Origin of the sequence: Marinobacter albus, assembly GCF_030238305.1 — a bacterium.
Taxonomy (GTDB): Bacteria; Pseudomonadota; Gammaproteobacteria; order Pseudomonadales; family Oleiphilaceae; genus Marinobacter; species Marinobacter albus.
Genome location: NZ_JASSQD010000001.1, coordinates 1332910 through 1351334 on the forward strand (window position 1 = coordinate 1332910; position 18425 = coordinate 1351334).

General features: G+C 49.2%; 15 protein-coding genes and 2 pseudogenes. 14 read left to right on the forward strand and 3 right to left on the reverse strand.

What is annotated here, in order from left to right:
- Position 1: 1 nt before the first annotated feature.
- Entirely contained in the window at positions 2 to 1720 is a 1719-nt protein-coding gene (gene pilB / locus QQF73_RS06285; RefSeq protein ID WP_219866321.1) for a type IV-A pilus assembly ATPase PilB, read from the reverse strand.
- Positions 1721 to 2145: 425 nt separating this feature from the next.
- Here pilB and QQF73_RS06290 point away from each other — a divergent pair, with 425 nt between their 5' ends.
- From QQF73_RS06290 to QQF73_RS06310, 5 genes are all read left to right on the forward strand, one after another.
- Positions 2146 to 2604 (forward strand): pilin, encoded by a 459-nt coding sequence (locus tag QQF73_RS06290; protein ID WP_285367633.1) that lies wholly within the window; start codon positions 2146 to 2148, stop codon positions 2602 to 2604.
- Positions 2605 to 2671: 67 nt separating this feature from the next.
- Complete coding sequence (locus QQF73_RS06295; RefSeq protein ID WP_285367634.1) at positions 2672 to 4576, forward strand: hypothetical protein; 1905 nt, start codon at positions 2672 to 2674, stop codon at positions 4574 to 4576.
- Positions 4573 to 5478 (forward strand): glycosyltransferase family 2 protein, encoded by a 906-nt coding sequence (locus tag QQF73_RS06300; protein WP_219866319.1) that lies wholly within the window; start codon positions 4573 to 4575, stop codon positions 5476 to 5478. Before QQF73_RS06295 ends, QQF73_RS06300 begins: the two co-directional genes overlap by 4 nt.
- Complete coding sequence (locus tag QQF73_RS06305) at positions 5475 to 6509, forward strand: DUF354 domain-containing protein (RefSeq protein ID WP_219866318.1); 1035 nt, start codon at positions 5475 to 5477, stop codon at positions 6507 to 6509. The genes QQF73_RS06300 and QQF73_RS06305 overlap by 4 nt, the downstream gene beginning before the upstream one ends.
- A 40-nt stretch (positions 6510 to 6549) precedes the next feature.
- Entirely contained in the window at positions 6550 to 7455 is a 906-nt protein-coding gene (locus tag QQF73_RS06310; RefSeq protein WP_219866317.1) for a glycosyltransferase family 2 protein, read from the forward strand.
- Between the two features lie 85 nt (positions 7456 to 7540).
- Here the strand turns inward: QQF73_RS06310 and QQF73_RS19280 are convergent, their stop codons facing one another.
- Together QQF73_RS19280 and QQF73_RS06320 are read right to left on the reverse strand one after the other, a co-directional pair.
- Positions 7541 to 8347, reverse strand: a complete 807-nt coding sequence (locus QQF73_RS19280) for a sulfotransferase domain-containing protein (RefSeq protein WP_219866316.1) — start codon at positions 8345 to 8347, stop codon at positions 7541 to 7543.
- A 15-nt stretch (positions 8348 to 8362) separates the two neighbouring features.
- Positions 8363 to 9483, reverse strand: a pseudogene (locus QQF73_RS06320) (MBL fold metallo-hydrolase).
- Positions 9484 to 9720: 237 nt separating this feature from the next.
- Here QQF73_RS06320 and cysQ point away from each other — a divergent pair.
- From cysQ to QQF73_RS06365, 9 genes and pseudogenes are all read left to right on the forward strand, one after another.
- Positions 9721 to 10488: pseudogene (gene cysQ, locus QQF73_RS06325) on the forward strand (3'(2'),5'-bisphosphate nucleotidase CysQ).
- A gap of 218 nt (positions 10489 to 10706) precedes the next feature.
- Positions 10707 to 10817, forward strand: coding sequence for a hypothetical protein (locus tag QQF73_RS19235; protein ID WP_345782947.1), 111 nt, complete (start codon positions 10707 to 10709; stop codon positions 10815 to 10817).
- 225 nt (positions 10818 to 11042) lie between these two features.
- A complete protein-coding gene (locus QQF73_RS06335; RefSeq protein WP_219866314.1) occupies positions 11043 to 12143 on the forward strand; it encodes a DegT/DnrJ/EryC1/StrS family aminotransferase in 1101 nt (366 codons plus the stop codon).
- Positions 12140 to 12829, forward strand: coding sequence for a WbqC family protein (locus QQF73_RS06340; protein ID WP_219866313.1), 690 nt, complete (start codon positions 12140 to 12142; stop codon positions 12827 to 12829). The genes QQF73_RS06335 and QQF73_RS06340 overlap by 4 nt, the downstream gene beginning before the upstream one ends.
- Before the next feature lie 2 nt (positions 12830 to 12831).
- Positions 12832 to 13848: a sulfotransferase gene (locus QQF73_RS06345; RefSeq protein ID WP_219866312.1), complete on the forward strand. Its 1017-nt coding sequence runs from the start codon at positions 12832 to 12834 to the stop codon at positions 13846 to 13848.
- Positions 13849 to 13883: 35 nt separating this feature from the next.
- Positions 13884 to 14543, forward strand: coding sequence for a sulfotransferase (locus QQF73_RS06350; RefSeq protein ID WP_285367637.1), 660 nt, complete (start codon positions 13884 to 13886; stop codon positions 14541 to 14543).
- Positions 14544 to 14568: 25 nt separating this feature from the next.
- Complete coding sequence (locus QQF73_RS06355; RefSeq protein WP_285367639.1) at positions 14569 to 16020, forward strand: lipopolysaccharide biosynthesis protein; 1452 nt, start codon at positions 14569 to 14571, stop codon at positions 16018 to 16020.
- Between the two features lie 15 nt (positions 16021 to 16035).
- Positions 16036 to 16956 carry a hypothetical protein gene (locus QQF73_RS06360; RefSeq protein ID WP_219866309.1) on the forward strand — a complete coding sequence of 307 codons (921 nt, stop codon included), beginning with the start codon at positions 16036 to 16038 and terminating at the stop codon, positions 16954 to 16956.
- A gap of 32 nt (positions 16957 to 16988) precedes the next feature.
- Complete coding sequence (locus QQF73_RS06365; RefSeq protein WP_219866308.1) at positions 16989 to 17960, forward strand: glycosyltransferase family 2 protein; 972 nt, start codon at positions 16989 to 16991, stop codon at positions 17958 to 17960.
- The last annotated feature ends 465 nt before the right edge of the window (positions 17961 to 18425 follow it).

Below are 18425 nucleotides of genomic sequence, written 5' to 3' on the forward strand. Positions count from 1 at the left end.
CTTAATCCTTCGTCACGCGGTTGGCTTCCTCAAGGCTCGTCACTCCCTGAATCACCTTCAATAAGGCTGATTGCCGCAAATTACGGAAACCTTCCGCCTGAGCCTGTTTTGCAATTTTGATGGAACTGGCCTCTTCCATAATCATGTTCGCCAGCTCGTCAGTTACCTTGACCACCTCGTAAATACCAACGCGGCCTTTGTATCCTCCATTGCATTTATCACAGCCCTTTGGGCGGTACAACGTGAAGCCTGTATCAATTTGTTCCTGTGTGAACCCTTCCTTCAAAAGGACGTCCTTCGGTACATCAGCAGACTGTTTGCAGCTGTTGCACAAACGGCGACCGAGCCGCTGGGCGATGATGAGGCTCACCGAAGTGGCAATGTTAAAGGAGGCCACGCCCATGTTCATCATCCGCGTAAGAGTTTCAGCGGCACTGTTAGTGTGCAGGGTGGATAAAACGAGGTGGCCGGTTTGAGCAGCCTTGATGGCGATGTTCGCGGTTTCGAGGTCTCGGATCTCGCCTACCATGATGACATCGGGATCCTGGCGCAGGAATGCCCTGAGTGCTTCGGCAAATCCAAGGCCCACCTTGGTGTTGACGTTGACCTGGTTAATGCCTTCAAGATTGATTTCAGCCGGATCCTCGGCGGTGGAGATGTTGCGCTCGCTGGTATTGAGAATGTTCAGACCGGTATAGAGGGATACCGTTTTGCCCGAGCCGGTCGGGCCCGTGACCAGAATCATACCCTGTGGCTGCTCCAGAGCTTCAAGGTACATCTGCTTCTGGTCTTCCTCATACCCAAGGACGTCGATGCCCAACTTGGCCTGGCTCGGATCCAGGATCCGTAAAACAATCTTTTCTCCCCAAAGCGTTGGAAGCGTGTTTACGCGAAAGTCGATAGCTTTGGTCTTGGATAGCTTCATTTTTATCCTGCCATCCTGAGGAACGCGCCGCTCGGATATGTCCAGTTGGGACATTATCTTTACCCGGGCAGAAATTTTTGGAGCCAGCTTGATTGATGGGCGGGACACTTCCTTCAATATTCCGTCCGTACGGTACCGGACTCTGTAGGTTTTCTCGTAGGGCTCGAAGTGTACGTCAGATGCTCCCCCCCTGATGGCATCAAGGAGCATCTTGTTGACGTATTTTACAATTGGGGCGTCATCGACTTCGGTCGCACTTACGGAACCACTGTCGTCATCCTGATCGCCGCCCTCAGTTTCCACGCTCTCAAGGTCGGCGTCATCAAGCTCTCCCATCGAGGTATCCTGAGATTCCAGATACTTCTCTATGGCCACTCGGAGCTTCGCATCGTCCACGAGTATGGCGTCGGTGCTCAAGCCTGTATTGAACTTGATTTCATCCAGCGCCTGAATGTTGGTCGGGTCGGAAACTGCGATAAACAGGCGATTGCCACGCTTGAATATCGGTAAGACATTGTGTTTTCGGATCAGTTTCTCGTCTACCCCCTTTTCGGGCATCATCTCAGGCTGGAATGACTCCAGATCGAGAACTGACATGCCAAATTCCATTGCTGCGGAAAAAGCAAGCTTCGAACTAGGTGCCAGTTCATTCTGGGTAAGGTAGGTGATCAGGGGAATTCGATTCTGTGAGGCCTGCAGGAAAGCATCCTTTGCCGTCGCCTCATCTAGAAGCCCGTCTTCAAAAAACCGCCGGGCCAGGCCGGTCAGCGTTACGTTTCGATTGCTGCTCGCCATAAGTGCTCTGAAAAGATTGTTATAAGTCGCTGAATCGTAAATTAGCAAAAAAGAGTTTAGATGTCTGGCATGGGTTTGGGAAGCACTCTCGATCACAAACTGGTCGATCTGGTGATGTTGAGTGGTTTAGCAGGCGCCAGATGAAATCTTTCATCTGGCCCCATCTTTTTTAAAGTACCACCCTAAGAAATCTTGGTGACAAAAAACGTCACCTCCTGACGTCAAAGGTCTCTTGTTGCGTCGAAATTTGCTTTGTGATGCGCCTCACATAATCCTGTAAGCCGCTGATACGTGGTTGTTTTTTACGTTTTACTGCAATTGGCACGCTAACTGCTTCATGTCAGTTACGCTCACCGCGGTATCGGGGCAAAGCTCCACCGTCCCGGAGCTGTAACTAAAAACGAACAAACCTAGAGGTTTTCGCTATGCAAGCAATCAAAATGAACCAGGGTCAAAAAGGTTTCACCTTGATCGAACTGATGATCGTTGTTGCGATCATCGGTATCCTCGCAGCTGTTGCGATTCCGGCTTACCAGGATTACGTTGCACGCTCTCAGGTAACTGAGGCCGTTAACCTGACTGCCGGTTTGAAGTCTCCGTCTGCTGAGTATTTCCAGAACAAGGCGACTGTCCCTACACTGGCCGAGCTTGGAGCTACCACTGCTGGCAAATACGTAGCTAGCATGGCGATCGCCCAGGACAGCACTAACGCCTGGACTATCTCTGCAACTATGGATACCACCGGTGTTAACAACAACATCGCTGGCGAAACCTTTGCTATCTCAACCGCTGACGGTGGTTCCACCTGGGATTGCGGTACTATTGGCGCAGCTGCTGCGACCACTACCCTCGCAGCGAACTACCTGCCGACTTCCTGTAAGTAAACCTTCAGAACGAGGCAGGCCCATCGCGACCTCTGGTCGCGATGGGCCTTTTCTTATGTATAAGAGAATGAATCGAATTGCAGTTCCTGCAGCTCTGTTTTTTTTGATCGGGGCTTTGCTTTCTATAAATTTCCCGGGGGCTAGTGGGGCCTGGATACTCGATGATGTTGGCAATCTAGCCGGGCTGGCTGATTTATCTGCGGGTACCCTGGAGAGTTACTACACGTTTCTTGCCGGGGGTGTCGGAAGTTTGGGCCGACCGATCTCACTACTGACTTTCGCTTTTCAGCACGAAAGTTGGCCTGATCCGTACAGCTTTAAAGTCGTAAATTACGTAATACATACAGTCAACTTCCTGCTGGTTTTCACCCTCCTTGTTAACCTGGCCCGTGCAACGAAGCGTGACGGGGCGCCGAAGAATAGATGGACGATACTGCTCTTTCTGGTCATTGCTTTTGCGTGGGCAGCATCTCCGATTCACCAGACTACGATCCAGTATGTCATTCAGCGGATGGCAATGCTGGCTGCTTTCTGGATGTTGATTGGTATCAATATCTGGATCTACCTGCTTTATGTCTCCCGGTTAAAAACCGCAGAGTTCAGGCTGGTTTTGGCTTCGGCCCTCGTGTTGTTGTGTACCGTTCTTGCGGTGCTTTCAAAAGAGAACGGAATTCTGCTTCCTCTGCTGTGCGTTATAGTGTTTCTTGTAAGGCCTCCCGAGCAGTGCCTCAGCAGACCAGTGCGACTTCTGGCTATCCATGCTGTTCTCAGTCCACTTTATCTTCTGCTTGTTGTTCTTACTGTTGAATACCAGAAATATTTCATCGATGCCTACGCGATGCGGGATTTCTCGATAGCGGAAAGGGTTCTTACCCAATTCAGAATCCTGCCCCTGTATGCCGTAAAAACTCTATACCCAATCGGCCAGGACTTTTACCTGCTTTGGGATAATTTCCCAGTCTCAAAAAACCTGATGAATCCTGTTACCACTTTGCTTGGGCTCGCTCTGGTACTTGCGGGTGGGATTGTCGCAGTGGTTTCAAGGAAGCGGAATCCCCTTGTCGCGATCGGCATTCTCTTCTTTCTGGCTGCGCACGTTCTCGAGTCTTCTGTGCTGGCATTAGAGTTGTACTTTGAGCACAGGAACTATCTTCCCTCTGTAGGCTTATTCATTGCGTTGGCTGGTTTGGCGGAAAAGCTACCCCAAAAGGTTCTGCCAGTGATCGTTGGGGCTTTCGCTGTTTTATCGCTAATATTTTCACTGGTCACCTATCAGGAAGCCCGTATCTGGGGAGAGCCCCTGAAGCAGGCGATTCGCTGGTACCAGACGAATCCCACTTCGCCGCGAACTCATAGCCATATGGCCTCAATGCTGTCCGCTCATCAGCTATATGATGAAGCCGGTGATTTTTACGCCAAGACCATAGATGATTTTCCCGAAAGTATCACCATGCCGTTGTCGTGGCTGGAGCTTAACTGCGTTAGTGCGAATGCGGCCAGCGTGCCAGAGGAGTTACTGTATCACCGGGCCCGGGTTGCGGATTACAACAAGAATGCTGTAAATACACTCTCCTCGATTATGGAAAAGTTTGAGAGCGGGAAGTGTTCGCGGGATACGGCGCGCAAGCTGCTGAATGTCTCGTTAGTATTGCTCGAAAATGAACGCTTTGGCCGTGGCAAGGCATTTGTAGATCTGAACGTCGTAATTGCAAAGATCTACTTTTATGCAGGCGACCTTGGTAAAGCAAAACAGCATTTGTCTGACGCACTTAAGCGCAATAAAAGGCCCGACGTGATCTTTGCGGCGACACAGGTAGCCATAGCTCGGAATGAGGTAGCAAACGCCCAAGACCTATACGAAACACTGGAGTCTCGTTGTGGAGAGTCTTTGGAACCTCAATGCGTGAGCCTGAAGCCCGGAATGGAGCGGCTTGAACGCAAGCTAAACGAAATGGGAGATACGACCCAATGACGGATTCCTTAAGCATCATAATTCCGGCGAAGAATGAGCGAACGAGTTTGCCGGGTGTGCTTGATGAAATCTTTTCCTGTTGCTCCCCTCTGGAAGTGATTGTCGTTGACGATGGGTCAACCGATGGAACTGCTGCTGCGGCCTCCCGGGAGGGGGTTAAGGTGCTCAGGCATCCCTACTCGAAAGGAAACGGTGCTGCAATCAAGTCGGGAGCGCGTGCTGCCAGAGGTGACATACTGCTATTCATGGACGCTGATGGGCAGCATGATCCCCAGGATATCCCCCGTCTGCTGGCAAAATTACAGGAGGGGTATGACCTGGTCGTGGGTGCTCGCGGAAAAGGATCTCAGGCGAGCATCGGCCGAGGGCTTGCTAACAAGTTATACAACGGCCTTGCAACCTATATGACCGGGCATAAAGTCGAGGATCTGACGTCTGGTTTCCGAGTCGCCCGGGCGAAAAGGTTCCGGGAATTTCTGTCACTTCTACCGAATGGTTTCTCCTATCCGACCACCAGTACCATGGCATTTTTCAGGGCCGGTTATTCAGTGGCCTACGAAAACATCCATGCCGGGCGCCGCGAAGGAAAGAGTCACATCAGTCCGTTGAAAGATGGCATCCGGTTTCTGCTGATCATCTTCAAGATAGGTACATTGTATTCGCCTTTAAAACTTTTCTTCCCCCTGAGTGTCCTGCCTCTTCTTTTGGGGATTGGTTACTACGCCTTCACATACTTGAGTATGGGGCGATTTACCAACATGAGCGCGCTCCTTTTCACGACAGCACTGTTGATATTTCTGATGGGCCTCGTTTCCGAGCAGATTACCCAGCTGATGTACAAGGAGGTGGGCTTTGAGGAAAAGGATGCTGATTCAGGCCAGGGATCCGGACGGCAGAAATGAGTCGAATCCTGATCGATATCTGCCACCCTGCCCACGTACATTTTTTCAAGAATGTCATCGGGGTTCTGAATAATCGCGGCCATGAGATTCTCGTCACCAGCCGGGAGAAAGAGGTTACGGTCAGACTATTGGAGGATCTGGATGTAGATCATTGCATGCTATCCAGCGCGAGCAAAGGCGGGGTAGTCGGCATGCTGAAGGAACTGATTAGCCGGAACTTCGGGCTCTACAAGGTGGCTCGTCGATTCAAGCCTGATGTAATGGCTGCGATTGGGGGGATTTTCGTGGCCCAGGTGGGGCGACTGAGTAGTATCCCCTCCGTCGTCTTCTATGATACCGAGAACGCAACTCTCCAAAACGCATTAACATATCCCTTCGCGTCGAGAGTCAGCGTTCCAAGGGCCTATGAGAGTTGGTTGCCCAAGCGAAGTGAGAGGTATGATGGTTACCACGAACTGGCGTATCTTCACCCGGAATTCTTCAAGCCCGATTACGTGGAGGCGGTGGCCAACGGTCTGTCGCCTTCGGGGGATACTTTTCTCATACGCGTGGTTTCCTGGAATGCCAATCACGATCTTAACGAACAGGGCTGGTCGGTTCAGCTCCTTCGAACCGTGGTGTCTTTCCTGAGCAGGCTGGGGAAGGTAATCGTGTCCTCAGAAGGGGGTTTACCCGACGATTTGGCGCCCTATGGTTATGCCGGGAATCCTTCCTCAATGCACCATGTCATGGCCTTTTGTCGCTTGTTCGTTGGAGAGAGTGCGACCATGGCGTCGGAATCGGTTGTTCTTGGTGTACCTGCGATCTACGCAGCACATACCGGGCGAGGGTACTGTAACGAGCAAGAAGTTCGTTACGGTATGCTTCGTAATATCAACGAGTTAAACGAAACGTCGCTGGTCGGGTGTATCAGAGAGTTCCTGTTGATTACACCTGATGAGATTTTAAAGCGGCATGAGGAGCTGTTGGGCGATACCATTGATGTCGTCGAGTACGCGGCCAACCTAGTTGAAAGAATGGCAAAACAATAATGGTATGTCCTCGACCGTATAAAATATCGGGTAAGAACAGTTGAACAAGCTACCTTTTGTAAGCGTTATCGTCCCCTATTTTAACGCCGGGGTTCAGATAAAGAGTTTATTACAGGCGCTATTGCGTCAGTCTTACCCTCATGAGTTGTTTGAAGTTATCCTGGTGAATAACGGCTCGACCGATGAGACCCAATGTCTCGTCGAATCATTTTTGAGCTCAGGGATCGGTAGTAATTTCCGTTTAGTTGATGAGAATGAAATCATTGGTTCCTATGCTGCGAGGAATAAAGGTATTCCCCTGGCGCATGGCGAACTTCTCGCATTTACAGATTCGGATTGCACTCCCGAGCCAGATTGGATAGAGCAAGGCGTCGCAGCAGTTTGTAGCAATGAGCAATCAATCATTGGTGGAAGAGTAGAGCTTCAGCCATTTGATCAGGCCAACCCTACTCCTGCAGAGTTGTTCGACCTTGCATATGGGTTTCAACAGCAGACGAATATTGAGAAAAAGGGATTTTCTGTTACCGCCAATCTGTTTGTTAAGAGAGAAGTGTTTCAGGTTGTAGGTGTATTCAACGCAAAGCTTAAGTCAAAAGGGGATTACGAGTGGTGCAATAGAGCGGCATCGCAGGGGTTTTTAATTACGTATCAACCATCCTGCGTGGTTAATCATCCCGCCCGTCGAAAAATTGCAGAGCTTGTCGCTAAAACCCGTCGCATAGCGGGCGGCCAGTATGACATAGGTGCACGGCCATCCGGTTCGGTTGTGGACGTACCCTCATTGCCGGTGCGTCTTGCTCAACAAGTCAAGTTCGTTTTCCTGAACAAGAAGATAGGCGGTATCAGGAAAAAGTGTTTTGTTGTCGGAATTGGCTTGGTCTTGGTTTTGGTTAAATACGTTGAAAAGGGTCGTTTGATACTAGGGGCGGAGAGTCGGCGATCATAGATAGGACAGGTCGGTGCGGCCTGAGATCGAAATTGATCCGTGAAATACTGGGCTAAACGTGGAACGTTTATCTGTTTAGCCACTTTCATACTGACCAACTTGAGAACGATAACCCGGAAAAGCGTCGAAGTTTTTCGATGTCCGGAGCTAAGGCTTCAGTGAGCACTGCCCTATCTGCCGGGGATAGACTTGGCCGTTCGAAGGATCTCCTGAACGGTGCTGTGATAAGGCGTATTCCAGCTAAAGTATATGGATTTTGAGTTCTATGGCTAAGTGTTTGTTCTAATCTAGATCTTCGCTTTTTTTTGCTGGATGCGTGAAAGGTTTTTGCGTACACACTTTTGTTGTATTCTGGATTTAGGTCTAAAAAACGAAAAACCTCATCCATGACGCTCGAGGTCTTGGACTTTAATCGCTCTGATTCAATAAGAAGTATTTGGTCGCCTGAGTAATACTCTAAAAATGCCTCAATCTGATAATAGTACTTGCTGGTTAAAATATAATTGCTTTGAGGATCGTTTATAGCCTCGGACAAAGATCTTGACTCTCTTCCATGAGCAACGTTGTGAACATAGTGTGATACTGCTCTATCGATGGGGTCACGAAGAATGCATATTAATTTAATATTAGGTAAGAGAGAATGCATTCTTTGGGGAACGCCGGGAAAGAGATGCCGCTTTGTATAATTAGGGGAGGCTTCGAAAGCCAAAAGTTGACCTGCTCTGAATAGAGATTTATACCAGTCAGTGCCTTTATTAAAGTCCTCTGTGCTCCTGAAAAAGTTAGTTTCTTTAACTGAAGAGGGGGTCACGCCAGAATGAGAGGCAATATAGTGGTATAGGCTTGACGTGCCGCCTTTCATTGTTCCTATGATGATAAAGTTCGGTAACATTTCTATCGCTTTTCGTTAGGAATTTTCAGTCCCGGCACGGGGCGGCAGGTCAAACAACCGGATGAAAAAGTCGTGCTTTGCTAAAATACGGATGCATGAATGGCTGTTCTGCTCCCAGATGTCAACTTCCTCAAATAACTCGGGCACTTCAGCATCCCACCCAAACTTCTCGCCATTTACCAATGCATTCCCCCGGGTTCCAGGTGCCTGGAAACCAGTAAAGACAATGCTGTTACGATGGTTGGGTAACAGGGTCTTGAGGTGGTGGAGTACCCGTCCACCGTTCGCACGAATTCGGTCTTATCATCAATCAACTTACACTGGTTCACGCTGAGCTTGTGTTCCTTGTGATGCTTACAGAAGATCTCTGTGGCTTTGATCGCCATAGGGCTGTTGAGGTAGACGGGCAGTTGCGGAATTCGTTCCTCACTCATCAGCTTTTGCACGACGTACAGCAACATCTGTGCACGACCTACGGCAAATGCCGGAACCAAAACAATGCCTCCGCGACAGGAAGTACGGGTAATGATTTCTTCCAGTTCGCTCTCCGGATCGACCTCAGCGTGAGCACGGTCGCCATAGGTCGATTCGCAGACCAGAACATCGGCCCTTTTGAGCCGCTCGGGCGGGCGCATGATCAGGTCGTGTTGGCGCCCCACATCACCGCTGAATACAACTGTCCGGCCGGTAACGTTATGATGAACGTGAACACAGGAAGAGTCCAGAATATGGCCAGCTGGCGTAAAGGGAACTTCAAAGCCTTTCACCGGTTCAAATGACTCGTGATAGTGCAGGGATTCAAAGTGCTTTAGAGCTTCCCTGGCATCCTTTTCGGTAAATAAAGGCTCCGGTCGTTCGTGCTTTGAGTACTTCTTGCGGTAGGCGTATTTGGCATCCTCTTCCTGCAGAAAGCCTGCATCGGGAAGCAGCACGTTGCAGAGTTCATGGGTCGCCTTGGTGTAATAGATCTTTCCTTTGAAGCCAATTCTGACCAGAGCCGGAAGATAGCCGGAGTGATCGATGTGCGCGTGGGTCAGCACCACAGCTTTGCTCGTGCCCGGATCCACCGGAAACTGCGCCCAGTTGCGCCGGCGCAGGGTTTTGACGCCCTGATACATCCCGCAATCCACCACCATACGATTTTTTTCTTCCGAGAGCAGTTAGCAGGAGCCGGTGACGGTTCCTGTGCCGCCGAGGAAGCGAAGTTTCATTTGGTTGGCGTCCTTGTGTCTGGGGTGAGACCGGCGTCAGATGAAGGCCTTCTTCTGAACCCTGCTTGAACAATGATACTATGGCGTAAAAACAGGGTCAGATGAAAGCTTTCATCCGACCCTAGGTTCACTGACCCCGAGCCCGAGTTCACGTTCAGCCCTATGCACCACAGCTCCATACTCCCGGATGTCCTCAGAACCGCCGACGAGGCCAGCGAAAAAGTTCTCCACATCTACGAATCCGACTTCAAGGTTCGCTATAAGGCAGATAGCTCGCCTATCACTGCTGCTGATGAGGCAGCCCATCAGACCATCTGTCGGGGCCTGCGCAACATCAGCCGGGACATCCCGATTCTTTCGGAGGAGGGCAAAGCGGTCCCGTGGGAGGAGAGAAAGCACTGGCGTCGTTTCTGGCTTATCGATCCGGTCGACGGAACCAAGGATTTCACTCAGCGTAATGGTGAATTCACCGTGAACATCGCAATGATTGAAGATGGCCTGCCGGTGATGGGTGTCGTCACCGCTCCGGCTCTCAAAGAATCATATTGGGGCATCGTAGGCGAGGGCGCCCACAAGCGAGACGGCATCGGAAAGGTTCATCGCATCCGCGTAGCTAAGCCAAGAGAAACCAAGAGGGTTGTGGCAAGCAAGAACCATTTGAACGACGAGACCTGAGCGTTCATTGAATAACTCGGCGATTTCGAACTCGTCCAGGCCGGCAGTTCACTCAAGTTCTGCCGAATTGCCGAAGGCCATGCTGACATATACCCCCGCCTTGGGCCGACCAGTGAGTGGGATACGACAGCGGGCCATGCAATATTGGCAGCTGCCGGCGGGCAGGTGCAGACATTGGAGGGGGAGCCGTTGCGGTATGGGAAAGAGGATATTCTGAATCCCTGGTTTGTGGCTGCGGGGAGTTGGTATTTTTAACGCGAACAACTCAGGGGGGCGGAGGAATTTGTTTATCTGGCCCCGATTTAAAGTCCAGAACGGTGTCAGAAGAAAGCTTTCCTCTGACACCTGAGTTACCCCCCCCAACCAAACAGACTTGCCAAGACGTGGTACGCCATTCAACCAAACTCGTCCGAGGAGACCGTGCCCATCAGCTCCAGAACCAGGACATTCCCTGTTTCTTCCCAAAGATCGAAGTGGAAAAGATCAAGGCGGGCAAACGCACCAAAAAGCGAGAGTCTTTGTTCTCCAGCTACCTGTTCGTAAACTTGGAGCAACCTGTCCTCGAATTTTCCAGAGGCTCATGATCTTCACACAATCACACATACTTTCGATCTGCGAATGGGATAAGATCTCGGACAGGATCGATACTAACCGCCGAGCAGATTGCCCGCACGAGTGCAATGTCAAGGTCGCTGAAGTGCTTCAGCGCTTAGTAGGAGTTTTGGCGGGACGTTCTTCAGTTAGGTACGAGCTAAATCAGCGCACAAATCCCGAAACGGCAAAAGTCCGAACGAAGAGAGTGTTACAAAATGATACCTGTCACCAAGCCATATCTTCCCGATAGGAAGAAGTTCGAAAAATACATCGACGGTATCTATCAGCGTCATTGGCTTACCAATAAAGGTCGGTTGGTTCAGGATCTTACCCAGAGGCTTGAGGAATACCTTGGAGTAGAGAATTTGTTGCTGGTTGCAAATGGCACTCTGGCTCTCCAGATTGCCTACCGCGTGTTAGGCATCAGTGGCGCTCATCCAATGGGAAGTTCGGAAGCTATTACCACGCCCTTTACTTTTATCGCAACAGCAAGCTCGCTCAAATGGGATGGCGTAGAACCAGTTTTCGTGGATATCGACCCAGATACATGGTGTCTGGACCCGGCAAACATTGTGTCGGCAATTACTCCCAAAACAAAAGCAATTATCCCTGTCCACGTTTTTGGAAACGCCTGTGACGTAGAGGCCATCGATTCACTTGCCCGAGAATACAATCTTAAAGTCATTTACGACGGTTCCCATGCGTTTGATACTAAATACAAAGGCGAAAGCCTTCTCAGGCATGGTGATGCTGCCACGCTTAGTTTCCACGCTACGAAACTGTTCCATACCGGGGAAGGTGGAGCAATTGTTTTTAAGCACAAGGAAGATCTGGAGCGCGCGAAGAAAATGATCAATTTTGGCATAACGGGGCCGGAAAGAATTGAAGATTTGGGAATCAACGCCAAGATGAGTGAGCTGCAGGCAGCGATGGGCCTGTGCGTATTGGATGAAATGGAAGAGAATCTTGCCGCTAGAAGCGGGGTATGGCTGCGATATAAAAAGCATCTTGCCAGTCGTGTTCAGCTCCAGAGGCAAAGTCCGCATCTTTCCTACAATTACTCCTATTTTCCAGCGTTATTTGAGACAGAGGACCAGGCTCAATCCATAGCTGCTAGGCTTGAGGCCGATTCAGTTCTGGTGCGGAGGTATTTCTACCCTTCTCTGGAGTCAGTGAATTGCTTGGGGGAGCATTCTCCGCAAGCGATCTCCAGCGATGTTGCAAAGCGTATTTTATGCCTTCCGATCTTTGACCAGCTTGGGAAGGAGGAGCAAATGAGCATCATCAATATCATAAATATGGAGCTGAACTCATGAGTTTGGCGGTGATGCAGCCTTATCTTTTTCCGTATATCGGTTATTTTCAACTGATTTATTCGGCAAGGATTTTTCTAATATATGATGATGTTTCATTTATAAAACAGGGATATATAAATAGGAACTCAATACTGTCAGATGGTTTTCCTGTGCGCTTTACGATACCAGTACCCGGTTCCTCATCAAACAAGAGAATCGTTGACCTGAGCTTTTCTTCAAATGTTGGAAAGGCTCTGAAAACAATAAATCAGGCCTATTCCAGAGCGCCATACTATGAGGATGTTTTTCCAATAGTTCGTCGAGTTCTGGAGTTTAAGGAAAGATCGATTCCCAGCGTATGCCTTGAGGCATTCAATTTGATTTTTTCTTACCTGGGGATAAGCAAGCAATTTTTCAGAACTAGCGAATTAGAGTATCAACGGGATCTGCCACCAGAAGATCGAATTATTGATTTATGTAGAAAATTTGATGAAAAGACCTATGTTAATCCCGTTGGCGGGCGACATTTATATTCGAAAGAGCATTTCTATAATAGTGGTGTGGAACTATTTTTTCTTCAATCAAATTCGGTAAGATACCGGCAGAAAAAAGGGGGCTTTGTTCCAAACCTTTCAATTATTGACTGCTTAATGAACTGTTCTCCAGCAGAGGTCACCACTCTTCTGAACCAATATGAGTTGGTGTAGTAATGGTAGACGAAAAGAGAGCCGCGGAATTTTCTCGGAATGATGGGCTTGAACAGCTTCTGATTGAGCTGGCAGAGCGCCTGACTCCGGCTAATTACCAGCTGACTAGTGAGTTGTGTACCGAGAATTTACCAAAGATTTTTATAGTCGGGCCCTTGCGTTCCGGAACGACACTATTTATGCAGTGGCTGGCGGCGACCGGGTTGGTGGCGTACCCCACCAACCTGTTGTCCAGGTTTTATGGAGCGCCCTTAGTCGGTGCCAAGATACAGCAGTTACTCACGGATCCAAGGTACAACTTCAGAAATGAAATTCTTGATTTTAAATCGGAAATAAACTTTCGTTCGGACAACGGAAAAACTAAAGGTGCCTTGGCACCTAATGAGTTCTGGTATTTTTGGCGTCGATTTTTACCTTTTAATGAACTCGATTACATGCCCTCTCCACAATTGCAGAAGGAAGCCAACCTGACTGAGCTTCGTGACGAATTAAATGCTTTAGCGAACGTGTTTGAGAAGCCATTCGCCATGAAAGCCATGATCATGAATCAGAATATTCCCGATTTGGCTGAGCAGTTTGAAAAGACGCTGTTCATTTGGATAAGGAGAGATCCTGTTTTCAACATCCAGTCAGCTTTAGAGGCTCGTAAGCGCCAATACGGTGACATCAACACCTGGTATTCATTCAAGATCAAGGAATATCCTGAGCTGAGAAAACTGGATCCATTGGAGTCCGTTGCAAGGCAGGTCCTGTCAATCAATCGCTCAGTGGAGCAGGGAATACGGGATTTGCCTGCTCACAAGAAGTTGATCGTGCAGTATGAAGACTTTTGCCAGCGTCCCCAGAACTATTTCGATCAAATCATCGCGCGGCTTGTCAGGCAAACCGATATCAACGAGTCCGAGTTCCCCGCATATTCAGAGGTAGAGAGCTTCTCCAATAGTAATGTATGGCGTCTGAGGGACTACAGTGAGGCCGACGCCAAACGAGTTTATGAAGAAATATCAGGTGGTGCGTGATCATGGGGGTTTCGAGGCTGGTGAAGGCTAATGGTATGAAGTGGATAACCTCTTTCCGAAACCGCTATAGGGCAGCGGGAAAAGTGAAGTACTTCTGTATCGGAAGAAACAAAACTGGCACAACCTCGTTGAAGCGCGCTTTCGAAGACCTTGGTTTTCCGGTAGGTGATCAAAGAACTGCGGAAATACTCACGGGTAAGTACTACTTTGAGGGTGACTTTCAGCCGATTATTGGCTTCTGTAGAAGCGCTCAGGTTTTTCAGGATGTTCCATTCAGCTATCCCGAAACTTACAAGCACCTTGATGAAGCTTTTCCAGGGAGTAAGTTCATACTCACCGTACGGGATACGCCTGATCAGTGGTACCAATCCCTCACCCGTTTTCACTCCAAGATGTTCGGAAAGGATGGGAACCTTCCCACTACAGCGGAATTGAAGCTAGCACCCTATGTCTGGCCGGGATTCATGTACAACGTGGTTCGCATTCACGGTACACCTGAGGATGATCCATACAACAAGGGTATTATGGTCCAGCACTATAAAAAATATAATGATGATGTCCTGAAGTATTTCAAGGGGCGCCCTGAGGACTTGCTGGTAATTAATCTTGCAGAGCCAAGGTCTTATGACAAGTTTGTGGAGTTTCTTGGGGTGGACTCCCCCTATCACGATTTCCCTTGGGAAAATCAGACCTGAGAGATAGCCTTAATCAGTGAAAGCAATGAACAGAAAAATTGGTGTCGGTGTTCTCTGGAACCTTGCTAGCGCCTTCATGACGCGGGGAGCCAGCACCATCTTCACGCTTCTTCTGGCACGTTTGTTGGCGCCCGAAGCATTTGGTCTGGTTGCCATGGCAACGGTCGTCTTTGAGTTGGCGAACGTCTTTGTAAGCTCGGGGCTTGGACAAGCGTTGATACGCAGTAAAGAGGTGTCCAGGGCAGATCTCAACACCGTTTTTTACACCAACCTGCTGCTCAGTGGCATTGCATACTCTGTGTTATTTGGGTTGTCACCATTTGTTGCCAGTTTTTACGGCCAACCCGAGCTGACCACTCTGGTGCGAGTTATGGGGCTGGTCGTGTTCCTGAATGCCGCCAAGGTAGTGCAAACGGCGGTGTTGAGCCGTGAGATGGATTTCAAGACTCAGATGAAGGCAAACACATTGGGGGTGCTTGTATCTGGTAGTTTGGCTCTTACCTTGGCGTGGTTGGGCTGGGGGGTGTGGAGCCTTGTCGCACAAATGCTCAGCGCAGCTGTGATGTCCGCGCTCATCCTCTGGTGGATCAGCGAGTGGCATCCCAGCCTTCAGTTTAGTTGCGAGTCTTTTGTCAGGTTATTTCGTTTCGGCCGAAACCTGCTCGCTGAGGGAATGCTGTCAGTCCTTTATCAAAACTCTTATATGTTAGTCATTGGGCGTTTGTTTGGCGCTGAAACAGCAGGCTTGTACTTCTTTGCCAGAAAAGTGAGTAATTTGGTCTCCCAGCAGTTGACTCGTGCGGTGCAACAAGCCACATACCCGGCGCTGGCGAGGCTGCAGGATGATAATTTTGTATTGAGAAATAAGTATCGTCAGATCCTACAGTTGATGATGTTCCTGATTGCGCCCACGATGGCTTTGTTGGCAGGCCTGGCTTCGCCGTTGTTTAGGTTGTTGTTTAACGAACAGTGGCAGCCTGCGATACCGTATCTGCAGTTATTATGTCTGGTCGGTATGCTGTATCCCCTGCACGCACTTAATATGAACCTTCTCAACGTCAAAGGGCGTTCGGATCTGGTGCTCAAGGTTGGCCTCGTAAAGAAAGCCCTTAACCTAACACTCTTGTTCGTGGCGATTCCTTACGGGGTGATTGGAATTGTCGTAAGCCAAGTGGTTGGGGCGGCTCTTTCACTGGTTCCAAACACTTATTTTTCATCGAAATTTCTGGGCTATGGCCTGAGGGAGCAGCTTCTTGATGCATTTAAACCGATCCTGGCAGCAGTGGGGGCTGGTCTTTCAGCTTTCTGGCTTGCGGAACTTTTCAGCGGGTCGGCTTTCACGTCATTTGTTTCAGGAGGCTTGGGCGGCGCGTTGGCGTTCCTGGTCTTGGCCCTGTTTTTCCGAGTGGATGCGATAAGACTGTTGCTAGACAAGGTTGGCTTTTTTCAACCTCTTCGAAGGTTTTTTGAATCCTAATGGCGTGAGATTGGTTTGAATAAGGGTTTCGTCAATAAGTTTGTTATTTACTCTCCATTATATAGAGAAAATAGTGGAGGAATAATCGTACTCCACAAATTAGCCAGCATCCTGAATTCGATGGGCTATGAAGCAAAGATTTGGCCAAAACCCAAGCCTTCACCAAGGGAATTGAATGGATGGCGTGGGTGGTTGAAACTGGCCCGTTGGCTTAAGATTCGCCTGCTTTCTATTCTGAGGCGCAAAGATCTTCGGTCGCCGTATAATCTTAAATTTGCCAGAACAAAAGACCTCAAGGGCTCAGTTGTCGTTTATCCTGAGATTGTGGAAGGAAACCCTTTGGGCTCCGAAAAGGTCGTCAGATGGCTCTTGAATAAACCAGGAGCTATATCCGGGAAAGCAGAGTTTGGCGAAGAAGACTTATTTTTCTATTATAACGAGCATTTTAATGATTTTTCTTTAAATCCCAATAGAGATCGACGTTTAAATGTCGTCGAGTTGATGGGGCATGTCTACAAAACAACGAATCATGGGGGCAGGCAGGGGCAATGCTTCATGGTTCGCAAGGGGCGTGATAGAGAGCATACATATCATGATCCCGACGCAGTTCAGGTAGACGGTTTCTCACACGAGGAACTTGCCAAGGCGTTCAATGATCACAAGTATTTCATTTCCTATGATCTTTACACTATGTATTCCAGATTTGCCGCCATGTGTGGCTGTATTCCTGTCGTCGTCCCTCAGCAAGGCCTGCGGAAAGAGGTTTGGCGACCTGAAGTGCATAATCGATATGGAATAGCATACGGATGGGATGATATCGCGTGGGCATTGGAGACGAGAGTGGAACTTGTGAAATTCCTGTGTGAGTCGGAGCGCAGTAGCGTCGAGTCGGTGAGGGGATTCATAAGAATTCTGGAGCATCATTTCGATGATTGATGATAACTGGATGTGGGGCTTAGAGCTTTATAATGAAAATTTCAATCGCGATGGCGACCTACAATGGTGAGGAGTATCTGGAGGCGCAACTAAAGAGCTTTTTAGGTCAGACGCGCCAACCGGATGAATTGGTCGTCACAGACGATTGCTCGCCCGATAAAACGGAATCTATTATCCGTGAATTCGCCAAAACCGCCCCCTTCAAAGTCGTCTTTTCTCGGAACGAAAAAAATCTCGGCTATGGCGGCAATTTCAATGCCGCACTAACGAAAACAACAGGCGATCTGGTGTTCCTGAGTGACCAGGACGATGTGTGGTTTCCAGAGAAAATTGAGCACATGGCAGGGATTGCAGAGCGTTATCCGGAAGCACTGGTGGTAATGAACGATGCAGTGCTGACAGATGCTGAGCTCCATGAAGTCGGGCTCACCAAAATTGGGCAGATTCGGTCAGCGGGGTATCCTATGAGTAGCTTTGTGATGGGATGTTGCTGTGCAATGCGCCGGGAGTTGTTGGATCTTTGTTTGCCGATACCTCCGGGGTTCAAATCACACGATGGCTGGCTGGTCAGGTTTGCGGATGGCTTGGGGGCGAGGAAAGTTGAGGATAAGGCTCTCCAGTACTACCGCCGGCATGAGTCGAATGAATCTCAGTTCCTGGCGAATAGTACGAAGAGGATTTCCCGTTCACAAGCTTTTTTCCATGCAGTCAGCAAGGCTCTCCGCAAAGATGCGTGTGAGCGGGCGCAAGATGAAGTTGACCAATTAACTTTGTTTGTTCTCGGGACCCAGCGAGCCCAAGAGAGTGCTTCTGATAAGCGTCGACGACAACTCCAACAACTCCACAGGATCACCGAATCCAGAATCGAAGTGCTGAAGCAGCGGAGTAGAATCCGGGCAAAATGGTTTTTGCCCCGGGCGATCGCCGCGACAGGGCTTTTTGTTCGAGGCGGATACAGGAATTCGAATGGCCTAAAAGCGATGTTACGGGATCTTGCCGGCTAACATGGGGCTGTAAGCCTTTATTTCGCACATTTCCTGATGTTCTCATTTTTTAACAAAGCTTTACGTCTGCAACTGCCCGAATCACCGATTACCGTTAATAGTAACTTGCCTGCAATCCCACGACGCGTAGAATTGCGTCACAATTCGGAAACGCATTCAAATAATCAAAATAACTGACAGGGACTAGGTCGAGGTGTTTCTTTGCTTCATCCTCCGTTTTGTCCGAACAAATTTGACGAATCTTCTGATCGCAAAAACCTTGGGACGTGGTCGGTGGGGCAATAGCGTCCCTGAAGCCGCTTTTTGTCTTTGGTCTTGTCCTGGTCAGCATTAAAAGTTTTCGGCGTCTATGGGTGGATCCTGTCTTGAGCTTCTTCGCTGGTAATCATCGGCGCGGAGGATAATCCTTGGAATTTGGCCCGCAAGTTCCGTCTTGGCACCCAACTGGGGGGAGATGGCGTTTAG